General features: G+C 37.3%; 28 protein-coding genes. All 28 read right to left on the minus strand.

What is annotated here, in order from left to right:
- Positions 1-329: 329 nt before the first annotated feature.
- Positions 330-854, minus strand: coding sequence for a 50S ribosomal protein L17 (gene rplQ / locus U859_RS0120600; protein ID WP_025145204.1), 525 nt, complete (start codon positions 852-854; stop codon positions 330-332).
- Between the two features lie 103 nt (positions 855-957).
- Positions 958-1950: a DNA-directed RNA polymerase subunit alpha gene (locus U859_RS0120605; RefSeq protein WP_025145205.1), complete on the minus strand. Its 993-nt coding sequence runs from the start codon at positions 1948-1950 to the stop codon at positions 958-960.
- A gap of 85 nt (positions 1951-2035) precedes the next feature.
- Entirely contained in the window at positions 2036-2644 is a 609-nt protein-coding gene (gene rpsD, locus U859_RS0120610; RefSeq protein ID WP_025145206.1) for a 30S ribosomal protein S4, read from the minus strand.
- 62 nt (positions 2645-2706) lie between these two features.
- Positions 2707-3096 (minus strand): 30S ribosomal protein S11, encoded by a 390-nt coding sequence (rpsK, locus tag U859_RS0120615; protein WP_025145207.1) that lies wholly within the window; start codon positions 3094-3096, stop codon positions 2707-2709.
- A gap of 150 nt (positions 3097-3246) precedes the next feature.
- Positions 3247-3624 carry a 30S ribosomal protein S13 gene (gene rpsM / locus U859_RS0120620; RefSeq protein WP_010599886.1) on the minus strand — a complete coding sequence of 126 codons (378 nt, stop codon included), beginning with the start codon at positions 3622-3624 and terminating at the stop codon, positions 3247-3249.
- A gap of 69 nt (positions 3625-3693) precedes the next feature.
- The gene (gene rpmJ, locus U859_RS31680) at positions 3694-3810 is read right to left on the minus strand and encodes a 50S ribosomal protein L36 (protein WP_010599887.1); all 117 of its coding nucleotides are present in this window, start codon (positions 3808-3810) and stop codon (positions 3694-3696) included.
- 1 nt (position 3811) lies between these two features.
- The gene (gene infA / locus U859_RS0120625; protein WP_010599888.1) at positions 3812-4030 is read right to left on the minus strand and encodes a translation initiation factor IF-1; all 219 of its coding nucleotides are present in this window, start codon (positions 4028-4030) and stop codon (positions 3812-3814) included.
- 71 nt (positions 4031-4101) lie between these two features.
- Positions 4102-4887 carry a type I methionyl aminopeptidase gene (map, locus tag U859_RS0120630; RefSeq protein ID WP_025145208.1) on the minus strand — a complete coding sequence of 262 codons (786 nt, stop codon included), beginning with the start codon at positions 4885-4887 and terminating at the stop codon, positions 4102-4104.
- Positions 4888-4895: 8 nt separating this feature from the next.
- Complete coding sequence (secY, locus tag U859_RS0120635; protein ID WP_025145209.1) at positions 4896-6236, minus strand: preprotein translocase subunit SecY; 1341 nt, start codon at positions 6234-6236, stop codon at positions 4896-4898.
- A 7-nt stretch (positions 6237-6243) separates the two neighbouring features.
- Positions 6244-6690: a 50S ribosomal protein L15 gene (gene rplO, locus U859_RS0120640; RefSeq protein WP_025145210.1), complete on the minus strand. Its 447-nt coding sequence runs from the start codon at positions 6688-6690 to the stop codon at positions 6244-6246.
- Positions 6691-6794: 104 nt separating this feature from the next.
- Positions 6795-6974, minus strand: a complete 180-nt coding sequence (gene rpmD / locus U859_RS0120645; protein ID WP_010599892.1) for a 50S ribosomal protein L30 — start codon at positions 6972-6974, stop codon at positions 6795-6797.
- A 4-nt stretch (positions 6975-6978) separates the two neighbouring features.
- A complete protein-coding gene (gene rpsE / locus U859_RS0120650; protein WP_010599893.1) occupies positions 6979-7497 on the minus strand; it encodes a 30S ribosomal protein S5 in 519 nt (172 codons plus the stop codon).
- Between the two features lie 17 nt (positions 7498-7514).
- Entirely contained in the window at positions 7515-7868 is a 354-nt protein-coding gene (rplR, locus tag U859_RS0120655) for a 50S ribosomal protein L18 (protein WP_025145211.1), read from the minus strand.
- Positions 7869-7873: 5 nt separating this feature from the next.
- Complete coding sequence (rplF, locus tag U859_RS0120660; protein ID WP_025145212.1) at positions 7874-8431, minus strand: 50S ribosomal protein L6; 558 nt, start codon at positions 8429-8431, stop codon at positions 7874-7876.
- A gap of 18 nt (positions 8432-8449) precedes the next feature.
- Positions 8450-8848: a 30S ribosomal protein S8 gene (gene rpsH, locus U859_RS0120665; RefSeq protein WP_025145213.1), complete on the minus strand. Its 399-nt coding sequence runs from the start codon at positions 8846-8848 to the stop codon at positions 8450-8452.
- Positions 8849-9008: 160 nt separating this feature from the next.
- Positions 9009-9278 (minus strand): 30S ribosomal protein S14, encoded by a 270-nt coding sequence (rpsN, locus tag U859_RS0120670; RefSeq protein ID WP_025145214.1) that lies wholly within the window; start codon positions 9276-9278, stop codon positions 9009-9011.
- Entirely contained in the window at positions 9278-9844 is a 567-nt protein-coding gene (rplE, locus tag U859_RS0120675) for a 50S ribosomal protein L5 (protein WP_086547740.1), read from the minus strand. Before rplE ends, rpsN begins: the two co-directional genes overlap by 1 nt.
- A complete protein-coding gene (gene rplX, locus U859_RS0120680) occupies positions 9841-10182 on the minus strand; it encodes a 50S ribosomal protein L24 (protein ID WP_025145216.1) in 342 nt (113 codons plus the stop codon). The genes rplE and rplX overlap by 4 nt, the downstream gene beginning before the upstream one ends.
- Before the next feature lies 1 nt (position 10183).
- On the minus strand, positions 10184-10552 hold the full coding sequence (rplN, locus tag U859_RS0120685) for a 50S ribosomal protein L14 (protein WP_010599900.1): 369 nt from the start codon (positions 10550-10552) through the stop codon (positions 10184-10186).
- A gap of 1 nt (position 10553) precedes the next feature.
- Positions 10554-10808 (minus strand): 30S ribosomal protein S17, encoded by a 255-nt coding sequence (gene rpsQ / locus U859_RS0120690; RefSeq protein WP_010599901.1) that lies wholly within the window; start codon positions 10806-10808, stop codon positions 10554-10556.
- 10 nt (positions 10809-10818) lie between these two features.
- The gene (gene rpmC / locus U859_RS0120695; protein WP_025145217.1) at positions 10819-11031 is read right to left on the minus strand and encodes a 50S ribosomal protein L29; all 213 of its coding nucleotides are present in this window, start codon (positions 11029-11031) and stop codon (positions 10819-10821) included.
- A 74-nt stretch (positions 11032-11105) separates the two neighbouring features.
- The gene (rplP, locus tag U859_RS0120700) at positions 11106-11528 is read right to left on the minus strand and encodes a 50S ribosomal protein L16 (RefSeq protein ID WP_010599903.1); all 423 of its coding nucleotides are present in this window, start codon (positions 11526-11528) and stop codon (positions 11106-11108) included.
- A 40-nt stretch (positions 11529-11568) separates the two neighbouring features.
- A complete protein-coding gene (gene rpsC / locus U859_RS0120705) occupies positions 11569-12420 on the minus strand; it encodes a 30S ribosomal protein S3 (RefSeq protein WP_025145218.1) in 852 nt (283 codons plus the stop codon).
- Positions 12421-12427: 7 nt separating this feature from the next.
- Positions 12428-12790 carry a 50S ribosomal protein L22 gene (gene rplV, locus U859_RS0120710; protein ID WP_025145219.1) on the minus strand — a complete coding sequence of 121 codons (363 nt, stop codon included), beginning with the start codon at positions 12788-12790 and terminating at the stop codon, positions 12428-12430.
- Positions 12791-12797: 7 nt separating this feature from the next.
- The gene (gene rpsS, locus U859_RS0120715) at positions 12798-13064 is read right to left on the minus strand and encodes a 30S ribosomal protein S19 (protein ID WP_010599906.1); all 267 of its coding nucleotides are present in this window, start codon (positions 13062-13064) and stop codon (positions 12798-12800) included.
- Positions 13064-13888 (minus strand): 50S ribosomal protein L2, encoded by an 825-nt coding sequence (rplB, locus tag U859_RS0120720; RefSeq protein WP_025145220.1) that lies wholly within the window; start codon positions 13886-13888, stop codon positions 13064-13066. The genes rpsS and rplB overlap by 1 nt, the downstream gene beginning before the upstream one ends.
- 20 nt (positions 13889-13908) lie before the next feature.
- Complete coding sequence (rplW, locus tag U859_RS0120725) at positions 13909-14199, minus strand: 50S ribosomal protein L23 (RefSeq protein ID WP_025145221.1); 291 nt, start codon at positions 14197-14199, stop codon at positions 13909-13911.
- A 1-nt stretch (position 14200) separates the two neighbouring features.
- On the minus strand, positions 14201-14830 hold the full coding sequence (rplD, locus tag U859_RS0120730) for a 50S ribosomal protein L4 (protein WP_025145222.1): 630 nt from the start codon (positions 14828-14830) through the stop codon (positions 14201-14203).

Genomic DNA, 14830 nt, shown 5'->3' on the forward strand with positions numbered 1-14830 from the left:
ATCAATTTGTTTTAGGCTAATTTATGTATAGCAGATTGAATTAAAGCTATGTAATGAAAAAATGAGACAAACGTTTGCTTTGTTGGTTCATTTGTTCATTAGGCAATGGTTTATTGGTGGGAGCTGTTGTCATTCTGAGCGCAGCAAAGAATCCCTTTTCTAGTACCCCAGAAATTTCAATGTCCACAAATCGTTGTAATTTGGGTTTATCTGTTTATTAAGGTCAGCATTTCATAGCTTAAAGATTCTTCACCATGCTCAGAATGACAGAAAACAAAAAAAGTCCTGCTCTTTCGAACAGGACTTTCTTATACTTAAAGGGAATAAAATTATTCTCCTTTTGGTTCTTCAGTAGCAGGAGCTTCTTCAGCAGGAGCAACTTCTTCGGCAACTTCAGCTTTCGCTTCAGCAGCTTTAGGTGCAGCAGTAGCTTTACTTCTACCACGACGAGTTGTTTTCTTCTCTTCTTTAACTTCTACATCTTTACCGTAAACAGTATTGTAATCTACCAATTCAATTAAAGCCATTTCAGCGTTATCACCGGCACGGTTGTTTAATTTAATGATACGAGTGTAACCACCTGGACGGTTTGCAACTTTCTCAGCAATTTCGCGGAATAAGATTGTTACCACTTCTTTATCTTGTAAGTAAGCAAATACTGTACGACGTGAGTGAGTAGTATCATTTTTTGATTTAGTGATAATTGGCTCAACATAAGTACGTAAAGCTTTAGCTTTAGCTAAAGTTGTTGTAATTCTTTTGTGCAAAATAAGTGATGAAGCCATGTTAGCTAACATCGCCTTTCTGTGGCTTGCGGTTCTACCTAAGTGGTTTACTTTTTTACCGTGTCTCATTGTTTTTTAATTGAGTGTATACCGTCTCTTTGCAACTAAGCTGAGGGAATTATACACTGTGAAATAATAATTTGTTCAACGCTTTGCGCTAAGCGCATGGCGATTATTCTTCGTCTAATTTAAATTTAGACAGGTTCATACCAAATGATAAACCTTTTGATTTTACTAATTCCTGGATCTCTGTTAAAGATTTTTTACCGAAGTTTCTGAATTTTAACATATCAGCTACATCGTAAGAAACTAAATCAGCTAAAGTACGGATATCAGCAGCTTTTAAGCAATTTAATGCCCTAACTGAAAGATCCATATCTACTAATTCAGTTTTAAGGATTTTACGCATATGTAAAATTTCCTCATCAACTTCTTTAGTTTCTTCTTTAGCCTGAGATTCTAATACTAAATTCTCATCAGAGAATAACATAAAGTGTTGGATAAGGATCTTAGCCGCTTCTTTTAATGCTTCTTCAGGATGAATTGAACCGTCAGTAGAGATATCTAAAACCAATTTTTCATAATCCGTTTTTTGCTCAACACGAAAGTTTTCAATCGTGTATTTTACATTTTTCATTGGAGTATAAATCGAATCGATTGCGATTACACCTACAACAGCATCAGCAACTTTATTTTCTTCAGCAGGTACATAACCACGTCCTTTATTGATGGTTAATTCCACTTCCAAAGTAACAGATTTATCCATGTTGCAGATTACGTGCTCAGGGTTTAAAACTGTAAAGTTGTTAGAGAATTTAGTGATATCACCAGCTTTAAACTGATCTTGACCATTAACGATGATGAAAACTTTTTCAGAATCACCTGAATCACCAGTTTTCTTAAAACGTACTTGTTTTAAGTTTAAGATGATATCAGTTAAATCTTCTACAACACCTTTCATGGTAGAAAACTCGTGAGAAACGCCTGAAAAACGAATAGTAGTAATAGCATAACCTTCTAATGAAGAAAGTAATATTCTTCTTAAGGCATTACCAATTGTTACACCGAAACCGGGCTCTAAAGGACGAAATTCAAATGTGCCATCGAAATCAGTTGATTTCTGCATGATCACTTTGTCTGGTTTCTGAAATGCTAAAATTGCCATTTATATTTTTTTAAATTCGTTATTGAATATATAGTAACAAGAAAAAAGTTAATTACCCTTTCGAGGTAATTAACTATCTTATTTATTACTTTGAGTATAACTCGATGATTAAGTTTTCCTTAATGTTTTCAGGAATCTCATCACGTTGAGGGTAAGTTAAGAATTTACCGGTTAATTCACCAGCATTCCACTCTAACCATGCGAACTTGTTAATTGTTCTGCCTGCAACTGAGTTACTAATTGATTCTAAAGATTTAGATTTTTCACGAACAGCAACCACATCACCAGCTTTTAACTGATATGAAGGGATATTTACAACTTCACCATTCACGGTTACGTGTTTATGGCTAACTAACTGGCGTGCACCAGAACGGGTTGTTGCAATACCTAAACGGTATACTGTGTTATCTAAACGTGCTTCTAATAATTGAAGTAAGTTATCACCAGTGATACCTGCACGTGAAGATGCTTTTTTAAACAAGTTACTGAACTGTTTTTCTAACACACCATAAGTGTATTTTACTTTTTGTTTCTCCATTAACTGGATAGCATATTCAGATTGTTTTCCTCTTCTTTTTGATGAGCCATGTTGCCCAGGAGGATAATTTTTTCTGTCTAACACCTTATCAGGACCGAAGATTGGTTCTCTGAATTTACGGGCGATTTTTGATTTTGGGCCTGTATATCTTGCCATTTTTTTTCTGTTTTTAAAGTATCATCCAGCCTGTAACTGGAGATTCTTAGCTTTAAAATTAATTAAACTCTTCTCTTTTTAGGAGGACGACATCCGTTGTGAGGAAGTGGAGTAATATCTTTAATAGATGTTACTTCGATACCTGCTACTTGCAAAGTTCTGATTGCAGATTCACGACCTGAACCCGGACCTTTTACAAACACTTCAACTTTACGTAAACCTAAATCAAACGCAACTTTACCGCAATCTGAAGCTGCTTGACCAGCTGCATACGGCGTGTTCTTTTTAGAACCTTTAAAGCCCATTTTACCAGCAGAAGACCATGAAATAGTCTGTCCGTTGTTGTTTGTTAAGGTAACGATGATGTTGTTGAAGGTAGCATTGATATGTGCCTGACCAACAGACTCAATTACAACGATACGTTTTTTTGTTACTTTTTTACTCTTAGCCATTTTTTATTTTAGATATGAGATATGAGATATGAGTATTGAGATTTTACGCTCGCCCATACCACTATCTTAACTATTTATACATTAGCTTGAGAGGTTGACTTAATAATACAATTGTCTCATATCTCAAATCTAACATCTCAAATCTACCTCTTACTTAGTAGCTTTTTTCTTGTTAGCAACTGTTTTTCTCTTACCCTTACGAGTACGTGAGTTATTTTTAGTACGCTGACCACGAGAAGGTAAACCTTTTCTGTGACGTAAACCGCGGTAACAACCGATATCCATTAAACGTTTGATGTTTAACTGAACCTCAGAGCGTAAAGCACCTTCTACTTTAATCTCATCGTTGATCATTGTACGGATTGCTGATAACTCATCATCAGACCAGTCTTGTACTTTTTTGTTAAGATCGATACCTGCTGTAGTTAAAATACGTTGTGCAGTTGTTCTGCCAATTCCGTAGATGTAGGTTAAACCGATCTCTCCTCTTTTGTTTCTTGGTAAATCAATACCTGAAATCCTTGCCATATTTGTTTATGTTTTTACGTAATTCCGAACGGCGGGCCACCGTTGTGCGGTTGATTACAATATTCTTAATTACCCTTGACGTTGCTTGTATTTAGGATTTTTCTTGTTGATTACGTAAAGTTTACCTTTACGGCGAATAATCTTACAATCAGCGCTACGTTTTTTAATTGATGATCTAACTTTCATTTTATTTGTATCTATAAGTAATGCGTCCTTTTGTTAAATCATAAGGAGACATTTCCAATTTAACTTTATCCCCAGGAAGAATTTTGATGTAGTGCATCCTCATCTTACCTGAAATGTGAGCAATAATTTCATGCCCGTTCTCGAGTTCTACCCTGAACATCGCATTAGATAATGCTTCTCTTATTACTCCGTCTTGTTCAATTGAGGCTTGTTTAGCCATATTTTATTGATTGTTACTTAATTAGCTGCTTCTAAACAGGGTTGCAAAATTAAATAAAAAATTTTAATTATTTATTTTTTTTGTTGTAAAACTTCTTCTATAATAGAAAACGTTGATAAAACCTCTGCTTTGCCCTTTTTTACGGCTACTGTGTGCTCAAAATGTGCCGATGGCTTATTGTCTTTACTGGTTACTGTCCATCCATCTTTATGGAATTTAACACCGGCTACGCCTGCATTAATCATGGGTTCTATCGCAATTACCATTCCTTCTTCAAGTTTTGGTCCTGCGCCACGTTTTCCATAATTTGGAACTTCTGGTTTCTCATGAAGCTTTACCCCAACACCATGTCCTACAAGTTCTCTTACTACACCAAATCCATTAGTTTCTGCATGGTGCTGAACAGCGAAACCAACATCACCAATACGCATACCGGCAACAGCTTTCTCGATACCCAATTCCAGACAACGTTTGGTAACCTCAACCAGTTTCTGTTTTTCAGCATCAATTTCCCCGATGGAGAAAGTATAAGCCGAATCGCCAAAATAGTTGTTCTTGATTACGCCACAATCAACTGAAATCAGATCTCCTTCTTTAATTACATACTCGCTTGGAAAACCATGAACAACCTGCTCATTTGGCGAAATACATAATGAATAAGGGAAACCATTATAGTTTAAAAATGCCGGGATTGCTCCATTGTCACTAATAAACTCGTAAGCCAGTTTATCTAATTGGATAGTAGTCATGCCTGCCTTTATCACTTTAGCCACTTCGGCCAAAGTTTTCGAAACAAGCATGGAACTTTCTCTTATTAACTCGATCTCCTCAAGAGATTTGTAATAGATTTTAGACATTCTTTACACTACAACGCTGCGTTGCTACTTGCAGCAGGAACACCTGTTCTGCCTGTAACCCTACCCGTTTTCATTAAACCATCGTAATGGCGCATCAATAAGTAACTTTCGATCTGTTGTAAAGTATCCAATACAACACCAACCAAAATCAATAAAGAAGTACCACCGAAGAAGTGTGCAAATTCCTGTTTAATACCAAATTTAACCGCTAATGAAGGAAGTATAGCAATGATCGCTAAGAATACCGCACCTGGGAAAGTGATTTTAGAAATTACATCATCAATAAAAGTTGATGTTGCAAAACCCGGTTTAACACCTGGGATAAAACCGCCGTTTTTCTTCATATCATCGCTCATTTGAGTTGGATTAACTGTAATGGCAGTATAGAAGAAAGTAAATGCAATAATTAAAATAGCGAACGTTAAGCTATAAGCCAACGAAGTTGTGTTACTGAACTGGATTAACCAAGAACCTTGTAAAGAAGGAACAAACTGCATTAAAGCACCTGGAATGAACATTAACGCCTGAGCAAAAATGATCGGCATTACACCAGCAGCATTCACTTTTAAAGGAATGTACTGACGTACACCACCAAACTGGCGGTTACCAACAATTTTCTTAGCGTATTGTACAGGTACTTTACGTACACCTTGAACAATTAAAATGGTAAACATTACCACAGCAAATAATGCAACGATCTCTAAAACCAAAGCAACCGGGCCTCCACCTTCACTGGCAGAACCTACACGGGCACTAAACTCCTGAGAAATTGCAACTGGTAAACGGGCAATAATACCAACCATAATGATTAGTGATGTACCGTTACCAATACCTTTATCAGTAATTTTTTCACCCAACCACATTACAAATAATGTACCTGCCGTTAATACAAACGTAGATAGTACTAAGAATAAAGTGTTCGGTAATAAAATAGCTTCTGCAGGAACCTGCGTTTTAACGTAACCAACAGATTGAACGATTGTGATCGCTACCGTTAGGTAACGGGTAATCTGGTTCATTTTCTTTCTACCACTTTCGCCCTCTTTCTGCATTTTTTGGAAAGAAGGAACAGCAATACCCAATAGTTGCACCACGATAGACGCAGAGATATAAGGCATTACCCCCAATGCTAAAATAGACACACGAGAAAAAGATCCTCCGGCAAACATATCCAGTAAGCCTAAAAGTCCTGATTTTTCGTTATTGCCTAAAGCAGTTGGATCCACACCTGGTAAAACCACGTGAGATACGAAACGGTATACCAAAAGAATTAAGAGCGTAAACAATATACGCTCTTTTAATTCCTGAATTTTCCAGATATTACTTAAAGTAGTAAATAGCTTCTTCATTTAATAATTACAATTTTACAATAGAACCACCTGCAGCTTCAATAGCTTTTTGTGCGGTTGCAGAGAACGCATGTGCTGTAATTTCTAGCTTTGCTTTAACTTCACCACGACCTAAAATTTTAACTAAGTCGTTTTTAGAAGCTAAACCATGTGCTTGTAAAGCAGCGAAATCGATAGTTGTTAAGCTGTGTTTTTCAGCTAAAGCTTGTAAAACATCTAAGTTTACACCAACATACTCAGTACGGTTGATTGGTTTGAAACCAACTTTAGGCACACGACGTTGTAAAGGCATTTGACCACCTTCAAAACCGATTTTGGTTTTGTGACCTGAACGAGAACCCGCACCTTTGTGACCACGGGTTGAAGTACCGCCACGACCAGAACCTGTACCACGACCAATTCTTTTGCTGTTTTTTGTAGAACCTACTGCAGGTTTTAAATTACTTAAATTCATTTTTTTGAATTTGTGTTGCCCTTCGCTTTCACTAAACAGGTACAACGATTAAACATATATAAAGGTAATACCGGTTTTATCCAATATTACCTTTAAAACTTTTATTAAATTGCTTCGATTGCTACCAAGTGGTTCACTTTGCGAACCATACCGATAATTTGTGGTGTAGCTTCAACCTCAACACTTTGGTTCATTTTTGATAAACCCAAAGCCTGAACGGTTCTTTTTTGGCGCTCGCTTCTGTCGATAACGCTTTTTACTTGTGTTATTTTGATCTTAGCCATGATATTATCCGTTAAATACTTTGTTTAAATCAATACCACGGGTTTGAGCTACTGTATAAGCATCGCGCATTTTAGTTAACGCATCAACAGTTGCTTTTACCACGTTGTGTGGGTTAGATGATCCTTTAGATTTTGCCAATACGTTATGCACGCCAGCACTCTCTAATACAGCACGCATTGCACCACCAGCAATTACTCCGGTACCTACTGCAGCTGGTTTGATCAATACAAAACCACCTGAGAATTTACCGATTTGCTCGTGAGGAACAGTACCGTTTAAAATTGGAACTTTTACCAAGTTCTTTTTAGCATCATCCACACCTTTTGCAATTGCTTCAGTTACCTCTTTCGCTTTACCTAAACCGAAACCAACAACACCGTTTTCATCACCTACAACAACAATTGCTGAGAAGCTGAAAGTACGGCCACCTTTGGTTACTTTGGCAACACGTTGTATACTAACCAAACGATCCTTTAATTCGATATCGGTGGTTTTTACTCTTTTTATATTAATAGTTGACATCTTACTTTTTCTTCAGATTAAAATACTAAACCAGCTTCGCGGGCACCCTCTGCCAACGATTTTACACGACCGTGGTATAAATAGCCGTTTCTATCGAAAACAACTTCTTTAACACCTGCAGCGATTGCTTTTTCGGCAACTAATTTGCCTACTGCAACTGATTGGTCGCTCTTGTTTCCAGTACCAGAAAAATCTTTCGATAATGATGATGCTGATGCTATTGTTGTACCGGTTACATCGTTAATTACCTGCGCATAAATCCCTTTATTGCTTCTATATACAGATAACCTTGGACGTTCTTCCGAACCGGTAAGTCTTTTTCTGATCCCTTTTTTAATACGATCTCTTCTTGATAATTTTTTACCTGCCATGATTACTATTTTTTAGATGCTGATTTACCTGCTTTTCTTCTTAACACTTCACCTACAAACTTGATACCTTTACCTTTATATGGCTCTGGTGCACGTAACGAACGGATTTTCGCTGCTACCTGACCGATCAATTGTTTGTCAATACTTTCCAAAATAATTTTAGGAGTCTGACCTTTCTCTGAAGATGTAGTTACTTTAATCTCTTCTGGTAACTGGAATACATAATGGTGAGAATAACCTAAAACCAGATCTAATGTATTACCTGTGTTTGTAGCACGGTAACCAACACCTACTAATTCTTGAGTTAATTTATAACCTTCTGTAACACCAATAACCATGTTATTAAGCAATGAGCGATATAAACCGTGTAATGCTTTGTGTTTCTTTTGTTCTGAAGGACGTTGAACTGTTAAAATTCCGTCTTCCTGACTTACAGTGATATCTGTATCAACTGCTTGTGTTAATTCGCCTTTAGGACCTTTTACGCTTACTACGTTATCTTTTGATACGGTAATTGTAACACCTGCAGGGATTGTAATTGGGGCTTTTCCTATTCTTGACATTGTGCTGTTCTCCTAATATTAATAAACGTGACACAATACCTCACCACCAATATTTAATTTGGCTGCTTCTTTATCGGTCATTACACCTTTAGAAGTAGATAAGATTGCGATACCTAAACCGTTTAATACTCTTGGCATATTTTCAACACCAGCATAGTTTCTCAAACCTGGTTTACTTACTCGCACTAATGTACGAATAGCAGGAACTTTAGTAATCGGATTGTATTTCAAAGCGATTTTAATGATGCCTTGAACTGTAGTATCTTCAAACTTGTAGTTCGCGATGTAACCTTTGTCGAAAAGAACTTTTGTAATTTCTTTTTTAAGGTTTGATGCAGGAATTTCTACAACACGGTGGTTGGCCTTAATGGCATTCCTTACTCTTGTTAAATAATCTGCTATTGGATCTGTATTCATTTTTTATTGTTTTTGATAGTGGTTTCCTTCTGCTACCCAGCTGTGGGACCTGCTATCGGTTAAAATTCTTTTTTAGTATAAAGACATAAATAAGTATCAAGTATCGAGACACAATTTGGTCTTGATACTTGATACTACAGTACTTTAATACTATTCTATATTACCAAGATGCTTTTTTAACACCTGGTATTTTACCGTCTAGTGCCATCTGGCGGAACGTTACCCTTGAGATACCAAAGGTACGCATATATCCGCGTGGGCGACCAGTTAATTTACAACGGTTGTGTAAACGTACCGGAGATGAGTTTTTAGGTAATTTATCTAAACCCTCGAAATCTCCTGCAGCTTTTAATACTGCACGTTTTTCAGCGTATCTAGCTACCAATTTTTGGCGCTTAACTTCGCGTGCTTTTACACCTTCTTTTGCCATTATTCTGCTGTTTTTTGATTTTTAAATGGTAATCCGAATTGTTTCAATAACTCAAGAGCCTCAACGTCAGATTTTGCCGAAGTTACGAAAGTTATATCCATCCCTAAAATTTTATTGATTTTATCTATATTAATCTCTGGGAAGATGATTTGTTCAGTAACACCTAATGTATAGTTACCTTTTCCATCAAAACCTTTATCGTTAATACCTTTGAAATCACGGATACGTGGCAAAGCTACAGAGATCAAACGATCTAAGAACTCGTACATGTTGTTATCGCGTAAAGTAACACGTACACCTACTGGCATACCTTTACGTAATTTAAAGTTAGAGATATCTTTCTTAGAGTTAGCCGGAACCGCTTGCTGACCAGTAATGGTAGTCAACTCAACGATAGTGGTATCCATAATCTTTTTATCAGTAACAGAAAAACGACCAACACCCTGATTGATACAGATTTTTTCCAATTTAGGAACCTGCATTACAGTTTTGTACTGAAATTTCTCTTTTAGTGCATTTACAACTTCTTCTTTGTATTTGCTTTTTAATCTTGGTGTAGCCATTATTTAATCTCCTCTCCTGAAATTTTAGCAACTCTAACTAATTTACCATCTGCGTTAAGTTTACGACCTACGCGGGTAGCTTTACCAGATTTTGGATCAACCAACATCAAGTTAGAAATGTGAAGAGCAGCTTCTTTTTTAATAATACCACCGTTAGGATTTGCAGCATTTGGTTTAGTATGTTTAGATACTAAGTTAACGCCTTCTACAATGGCTCTGTTTTTATCTATTTGTACTGAAAGTACTTTTCCTTGTTGACCTTTTGAATCGCCAGCAATTACTTTAACTAAATCTCCTGTGCGGATTTTAAGTTTTGATGGTGTATTTACTTTGTTTCCCATTTTATAATACCTCCGGTGCTAATGATACAATTTTCATGAATTGTTTTTCACGTAGTTCTCTCGCAACCGGGCCAAAGATACGTGTACCTCTTGGCTCATCCTGTGCGTTCAATAATACAGCTGCATTATCGTCAAAACGGATATAAGAACCATCTTTACGACGGATTTCTTTTTTAGTTCTTACAACAACTGCTTTAGAAACTGTACCTTTTTTAATGTTACCTGAAGGTAACGCGCTTTTTACGGTAACAACTACTTTATCACCAATTGAAGCATAACGTTTGCCGGTTCCACCTAGCACGCGAATTACCAATACTTCTTTTGCGCCGCTGTTATCAGCAACGTTTAATCTCGATTCCTGTTGTACCATCTTATTTAGCTCTTTCTAAAATTTGTACCAATCTCCAGTTCTTGTTTTTACTCAAAGGACGAGTTTCCATAATCAATACTGTATCACCGATACCGCATTCGTTTTTCTCGTCGTGAGCCATAAATTTGGTAGTTTTCTTTACGAACTTACCATAAATCGGGTGTTTTACTTTACGCTCAACGCTCACTACAACAGATTTATCCATCTTGTTGCTTACCACTAACCCCGTTCTTGTTTTTCTTAATTGTCTTTCCATGACTCTCGAATTATTTAGTTTCAGTAGCTGACTCAGTGTTTTTCACTTTAGTCAACTCAGTGTTTAAACGGGCTATGTCTTTCCTTACTTTTGCAATGCGCGAAGGATTTTCGATAGCTGAAATAGTATGAGCGAACTTTAATTTTGATAAGTTCTCTTTTTCTTCCGCAATCTTAGCTACTAATTCTTCTTTTGAAAGCCCTGTGATTTCTGAATTTTTCATTTTTCTTTTTCTTTTACGTTGAGTGTAGCGGTTATAATAAACAAGTATTTACAACATTCATCTCAACACCTTTACTATGCTTCTACGTAATCTCTACGTACTACGAATTTGGTTTGGATTGGTAATTTTTGTGCGGCTAAACGTAATGCTTCTTTAGCAACTTCTAAAGGCACACCTTCAGCTTCGAAAATTACACGTCCTGGTCTTACAACTGCTACCCAATACTCAGGAGCACCTTTACCTTTACCCATACGTACTTCAGCAGGTTTTTTAGTTACTGGTTTGTCCGGGAATATCCTGATCCATACTTGCCCTTCACGTTTCATGAAACGAGTTACGGCAATACGGGCAGCCTCTATCTGACGACTTGTGATCCAAGTAGCTTCTAGAGATTTGATACCGAAAGATCCGAATGCTAATTCAGCTCCACGAGAAGCTAAACCCTTCATTCTGCCTTTTTGCATCTTCCTGAACTTCGTTCTTTTTGGCTGTAACATTTTATTTTGTTCTAATCGTTAAACGATGTTAATAAATCAATTATTTACGAGGACCTCTGTTAGCGCCTGCGCCACCACCTCTATTTGCTCCGGGACCACCTTGACCTGGACCACGACCACCACCTTGGTTTCCACCACGTCTGTCGTTACCACCGCCACGGTTATCTCTTCCACCACCTCTGTTATCTCTGCCGCCGAAAGCTGGTTTATCTGATGCGCCTTTTGGACCGTTGTTTGTTGCACCAATGTTTGGAGACAAATCACGTTTTCCATAAACTTCACCTTTACAGATCCAAACTTTAACACCTATTTTACCATAAGTAGTTAAGGCTTCAGCTAAAGCATAGTCGATATCAGCACGGAATGTATGCAAAGGCACTCTTCCTTCTTTGTACTGCTCGGTACGTGCCATCTCAGCACCACCTAAACGACCAGAAGTCATGATTTTGATACCTTCAGCACCCATACGCATGGTTGATGCGATAGAAGATTTCATTGCTCTACGGAATGAGATCCTTGCTTCTAATTGTTTTGCAACACCTTCTGCAACTAATTGTGCATCAAGTTCCGGGCGTTTAATTTCGAAGATGTTAATTTGAATTTCCTTTTTAGTCAATTTCTTTAACTCTTCTTTGATTTTATCAACCTCAGCTCCTGCTTTACCGATTACGATACCTGGACGGGCTGTGTGGATAGTTACAGTGATACGTTTTAACGTACGCTCGATAACTACTTTTGCAACACCACCTTTAGCGATACGGGCAGAAAGGTATTTTCTTATTTTCTCATCTTCAACTAATTTATCGGAGTAGTTGTTGCCACCGAACCAGTTAGAATCCCATCCTTTGATAATTCCTAACCTGGCACCTATTGGATTTGCTTTTTGTCCCATTTCCTAATTAGTTTTGAGTTGTTTCTGTGTTTTTACTATCTACAATCAGCGTTACGTGGTTAGAACGTTTACGAATTCTATATCCACGGCCTTGAGGAGCTGGACGTAAGCGTTTTAACTGACGGCCACCATCAACCATAATTGTTTTAACAAAAAGTTGATTTTCTTCAGGGCGGGCACCTTCATTTTTAGCTTCCCAGTTTTTGATAGCAGATAATAATAATTTTTCAACTCTTATTGCTGCTTCTTTATTGGTAAACTTTAAAATGCTTAATGCTTTCTCTACACGTTCACCTCTGATAAGATCTACAACCAAACGCATCTTACGCGGTGAGGTTGGACAATTGTTTAATTTTGCTATTGCTTCCATTGTCTAATTATTTTTTCTTTTCAGCGTGTCCTCTGAATGTTCTGGTTGGAGCAAATTCTCCCAACTTGTGACCAACCATGTTTTCTGTTACGTACACAGGGATAAATTTATTTCCGTTGTGTACTGCAAATGTATGATTCACGAAATCTGGTGATATCATTGATCTGCGAGACCAAGTTTTGATTACAGACTTTTTGCCTGAATCATTCATAGAGTTTACTTTTTTCTCTACGTTATGGTCAATATAAGGTCCTTTTTTTATCGAACGAGCCATTATTTCTTCCTTCTCTCTATGATGTAACGATTAGAATATTTTTTAAGTTCTCTGGTTTTGTAGCCTTTAGCTAACACACCGTTTCTTGAACGTGGGTGACCACCTGATGATCTACCTTCACCACCACCCATTGGGTGATCGACAGGGTTCATCGCTACCGGTCTAGTTCTCGGACGACGGCCCAACCAACGTTTACGACCAGCTTTACCTAATACTTCGTTTGCGTGATCTGAGTTAGATACAGCACCGATAGTAGCAAGACAAGAAGTCAAGATTAAACGGGTTTCGCCTGAAGGCATTTTTAAAGTAGCATATTTACCATCGCGGGCAGCTAATTGTGCGTAAGCACCTGCACTACGAGCTAATTGTGCTCCTTTTCCAGGGTGAATCTCCACGTTGTGGATGATAGAACCTAATGGAATCTTCGATAAAGTTAAAGTGTTACCTACTTCAGGTGCTGCTTTATCGCCCGATAATAATACCGAACCAACTTGCAATCCTTCTGGAGCAATGATATAACGCTTCTCGCCATCTGCATAGTGTAATAATGCGATGCGGGCAGTACGGTTTGGATCGTATTCAACAGTAGCTACTGTTGCAGGAATATCGAATTTATCGCGTTTGAAATCGATTAAACGATATGATTTTTTGTGACCACCGCCCATGTAGCGCATAGTCATTTTACCTGTATTGTTACGTCCACCAGACTTTTTTGATGATACAACCAATGATTTTTCGGGCTTGGTTGCTGTAATCTCCGCAAAACTAGCACCAACTCTGAAGCGGGTACCTGGAGTAACTGGTTTAAATTTTCTTAAGCCCATAGTTATAATGAATTATTAAATTAAAGGGTTGCGTAATAATCTATTGTTTCGCCGTCTTTTAACGTTACGATTGCTTTTTTGTATTTAGGGCTACGGCCTGATACAAAACCTGCTTTAGTGTAACGAGATTTAGCTTTTCCATCAACAACCATTGTGTTAACTGCAACGATGGTTACACCGTACAATTTCTCAATAGCAGCTTTGATTTGGATTTTGTTAGCCTTGTGGTTAACGCTAAAAGTGAAACGGTTAGATTTCTCAGTTAAAGCTGAAGCTTTTTCGGTTAATATTGGTTTTTTTAAAATTTCCATATTATTTGGCAAATGCCTCCTCCAAAGTTTTAACAGAATCAGCAGTTAACACAAGTACACCAGCGTTTAATACATCATAAGTATTTAAATCTGCTGCCGAGATTACTTTAGTTTTCTGAATGTTTCTGCTTGATAAATAGATATTATTATTTTGCGCAGGTAAAACCAATAAAGTTTTTTGAGTACCTACGTTTAACGCAGCCAATAAACTTGTATAGTTTTTAGTTTTAGCTGTATCGAAGTTGAAATCTTCTAAAACTACCACGCTATTATCTTTTGCTTTATAAGCTAAAGCTGATTTACGTGCTAATGATTTTAATTTCTTATTCAATTTAAAGCTATAATCACGTGGCTGAGGACCGAAAACACGACCACCACCGTTAAATAACGGAGATTTAATGCTACCAGCTCTTGCACCACCTGTACCTTTTTGTTTGTATAGTTTACGGGTAGAACCTGCAATCTCATTACGTTGTTTAGATTTGTGAGTACCTTGACGTTGGTTAGCCAAATACTGTTTTACATCTAAATAAATCGCGTGGTCGTTAGGCTCGATACCAAATACCGATTCAGGAAGTTGCACCTTGGCACCTGTTTCTTTACCTGAAATGTTTAATACTTTAACTTCCAT

Origin of the sequence: Pedobacter jeongneungensis (assembly GCF_000633455.1) — a bacterium.
Lineage (GTDB): Bacteria > Bacteroidota > Bacteroidia > Sphingobacteriales > Sphingobacteriaceae > Pedobacter > Pedobacter jeongneungensis_A.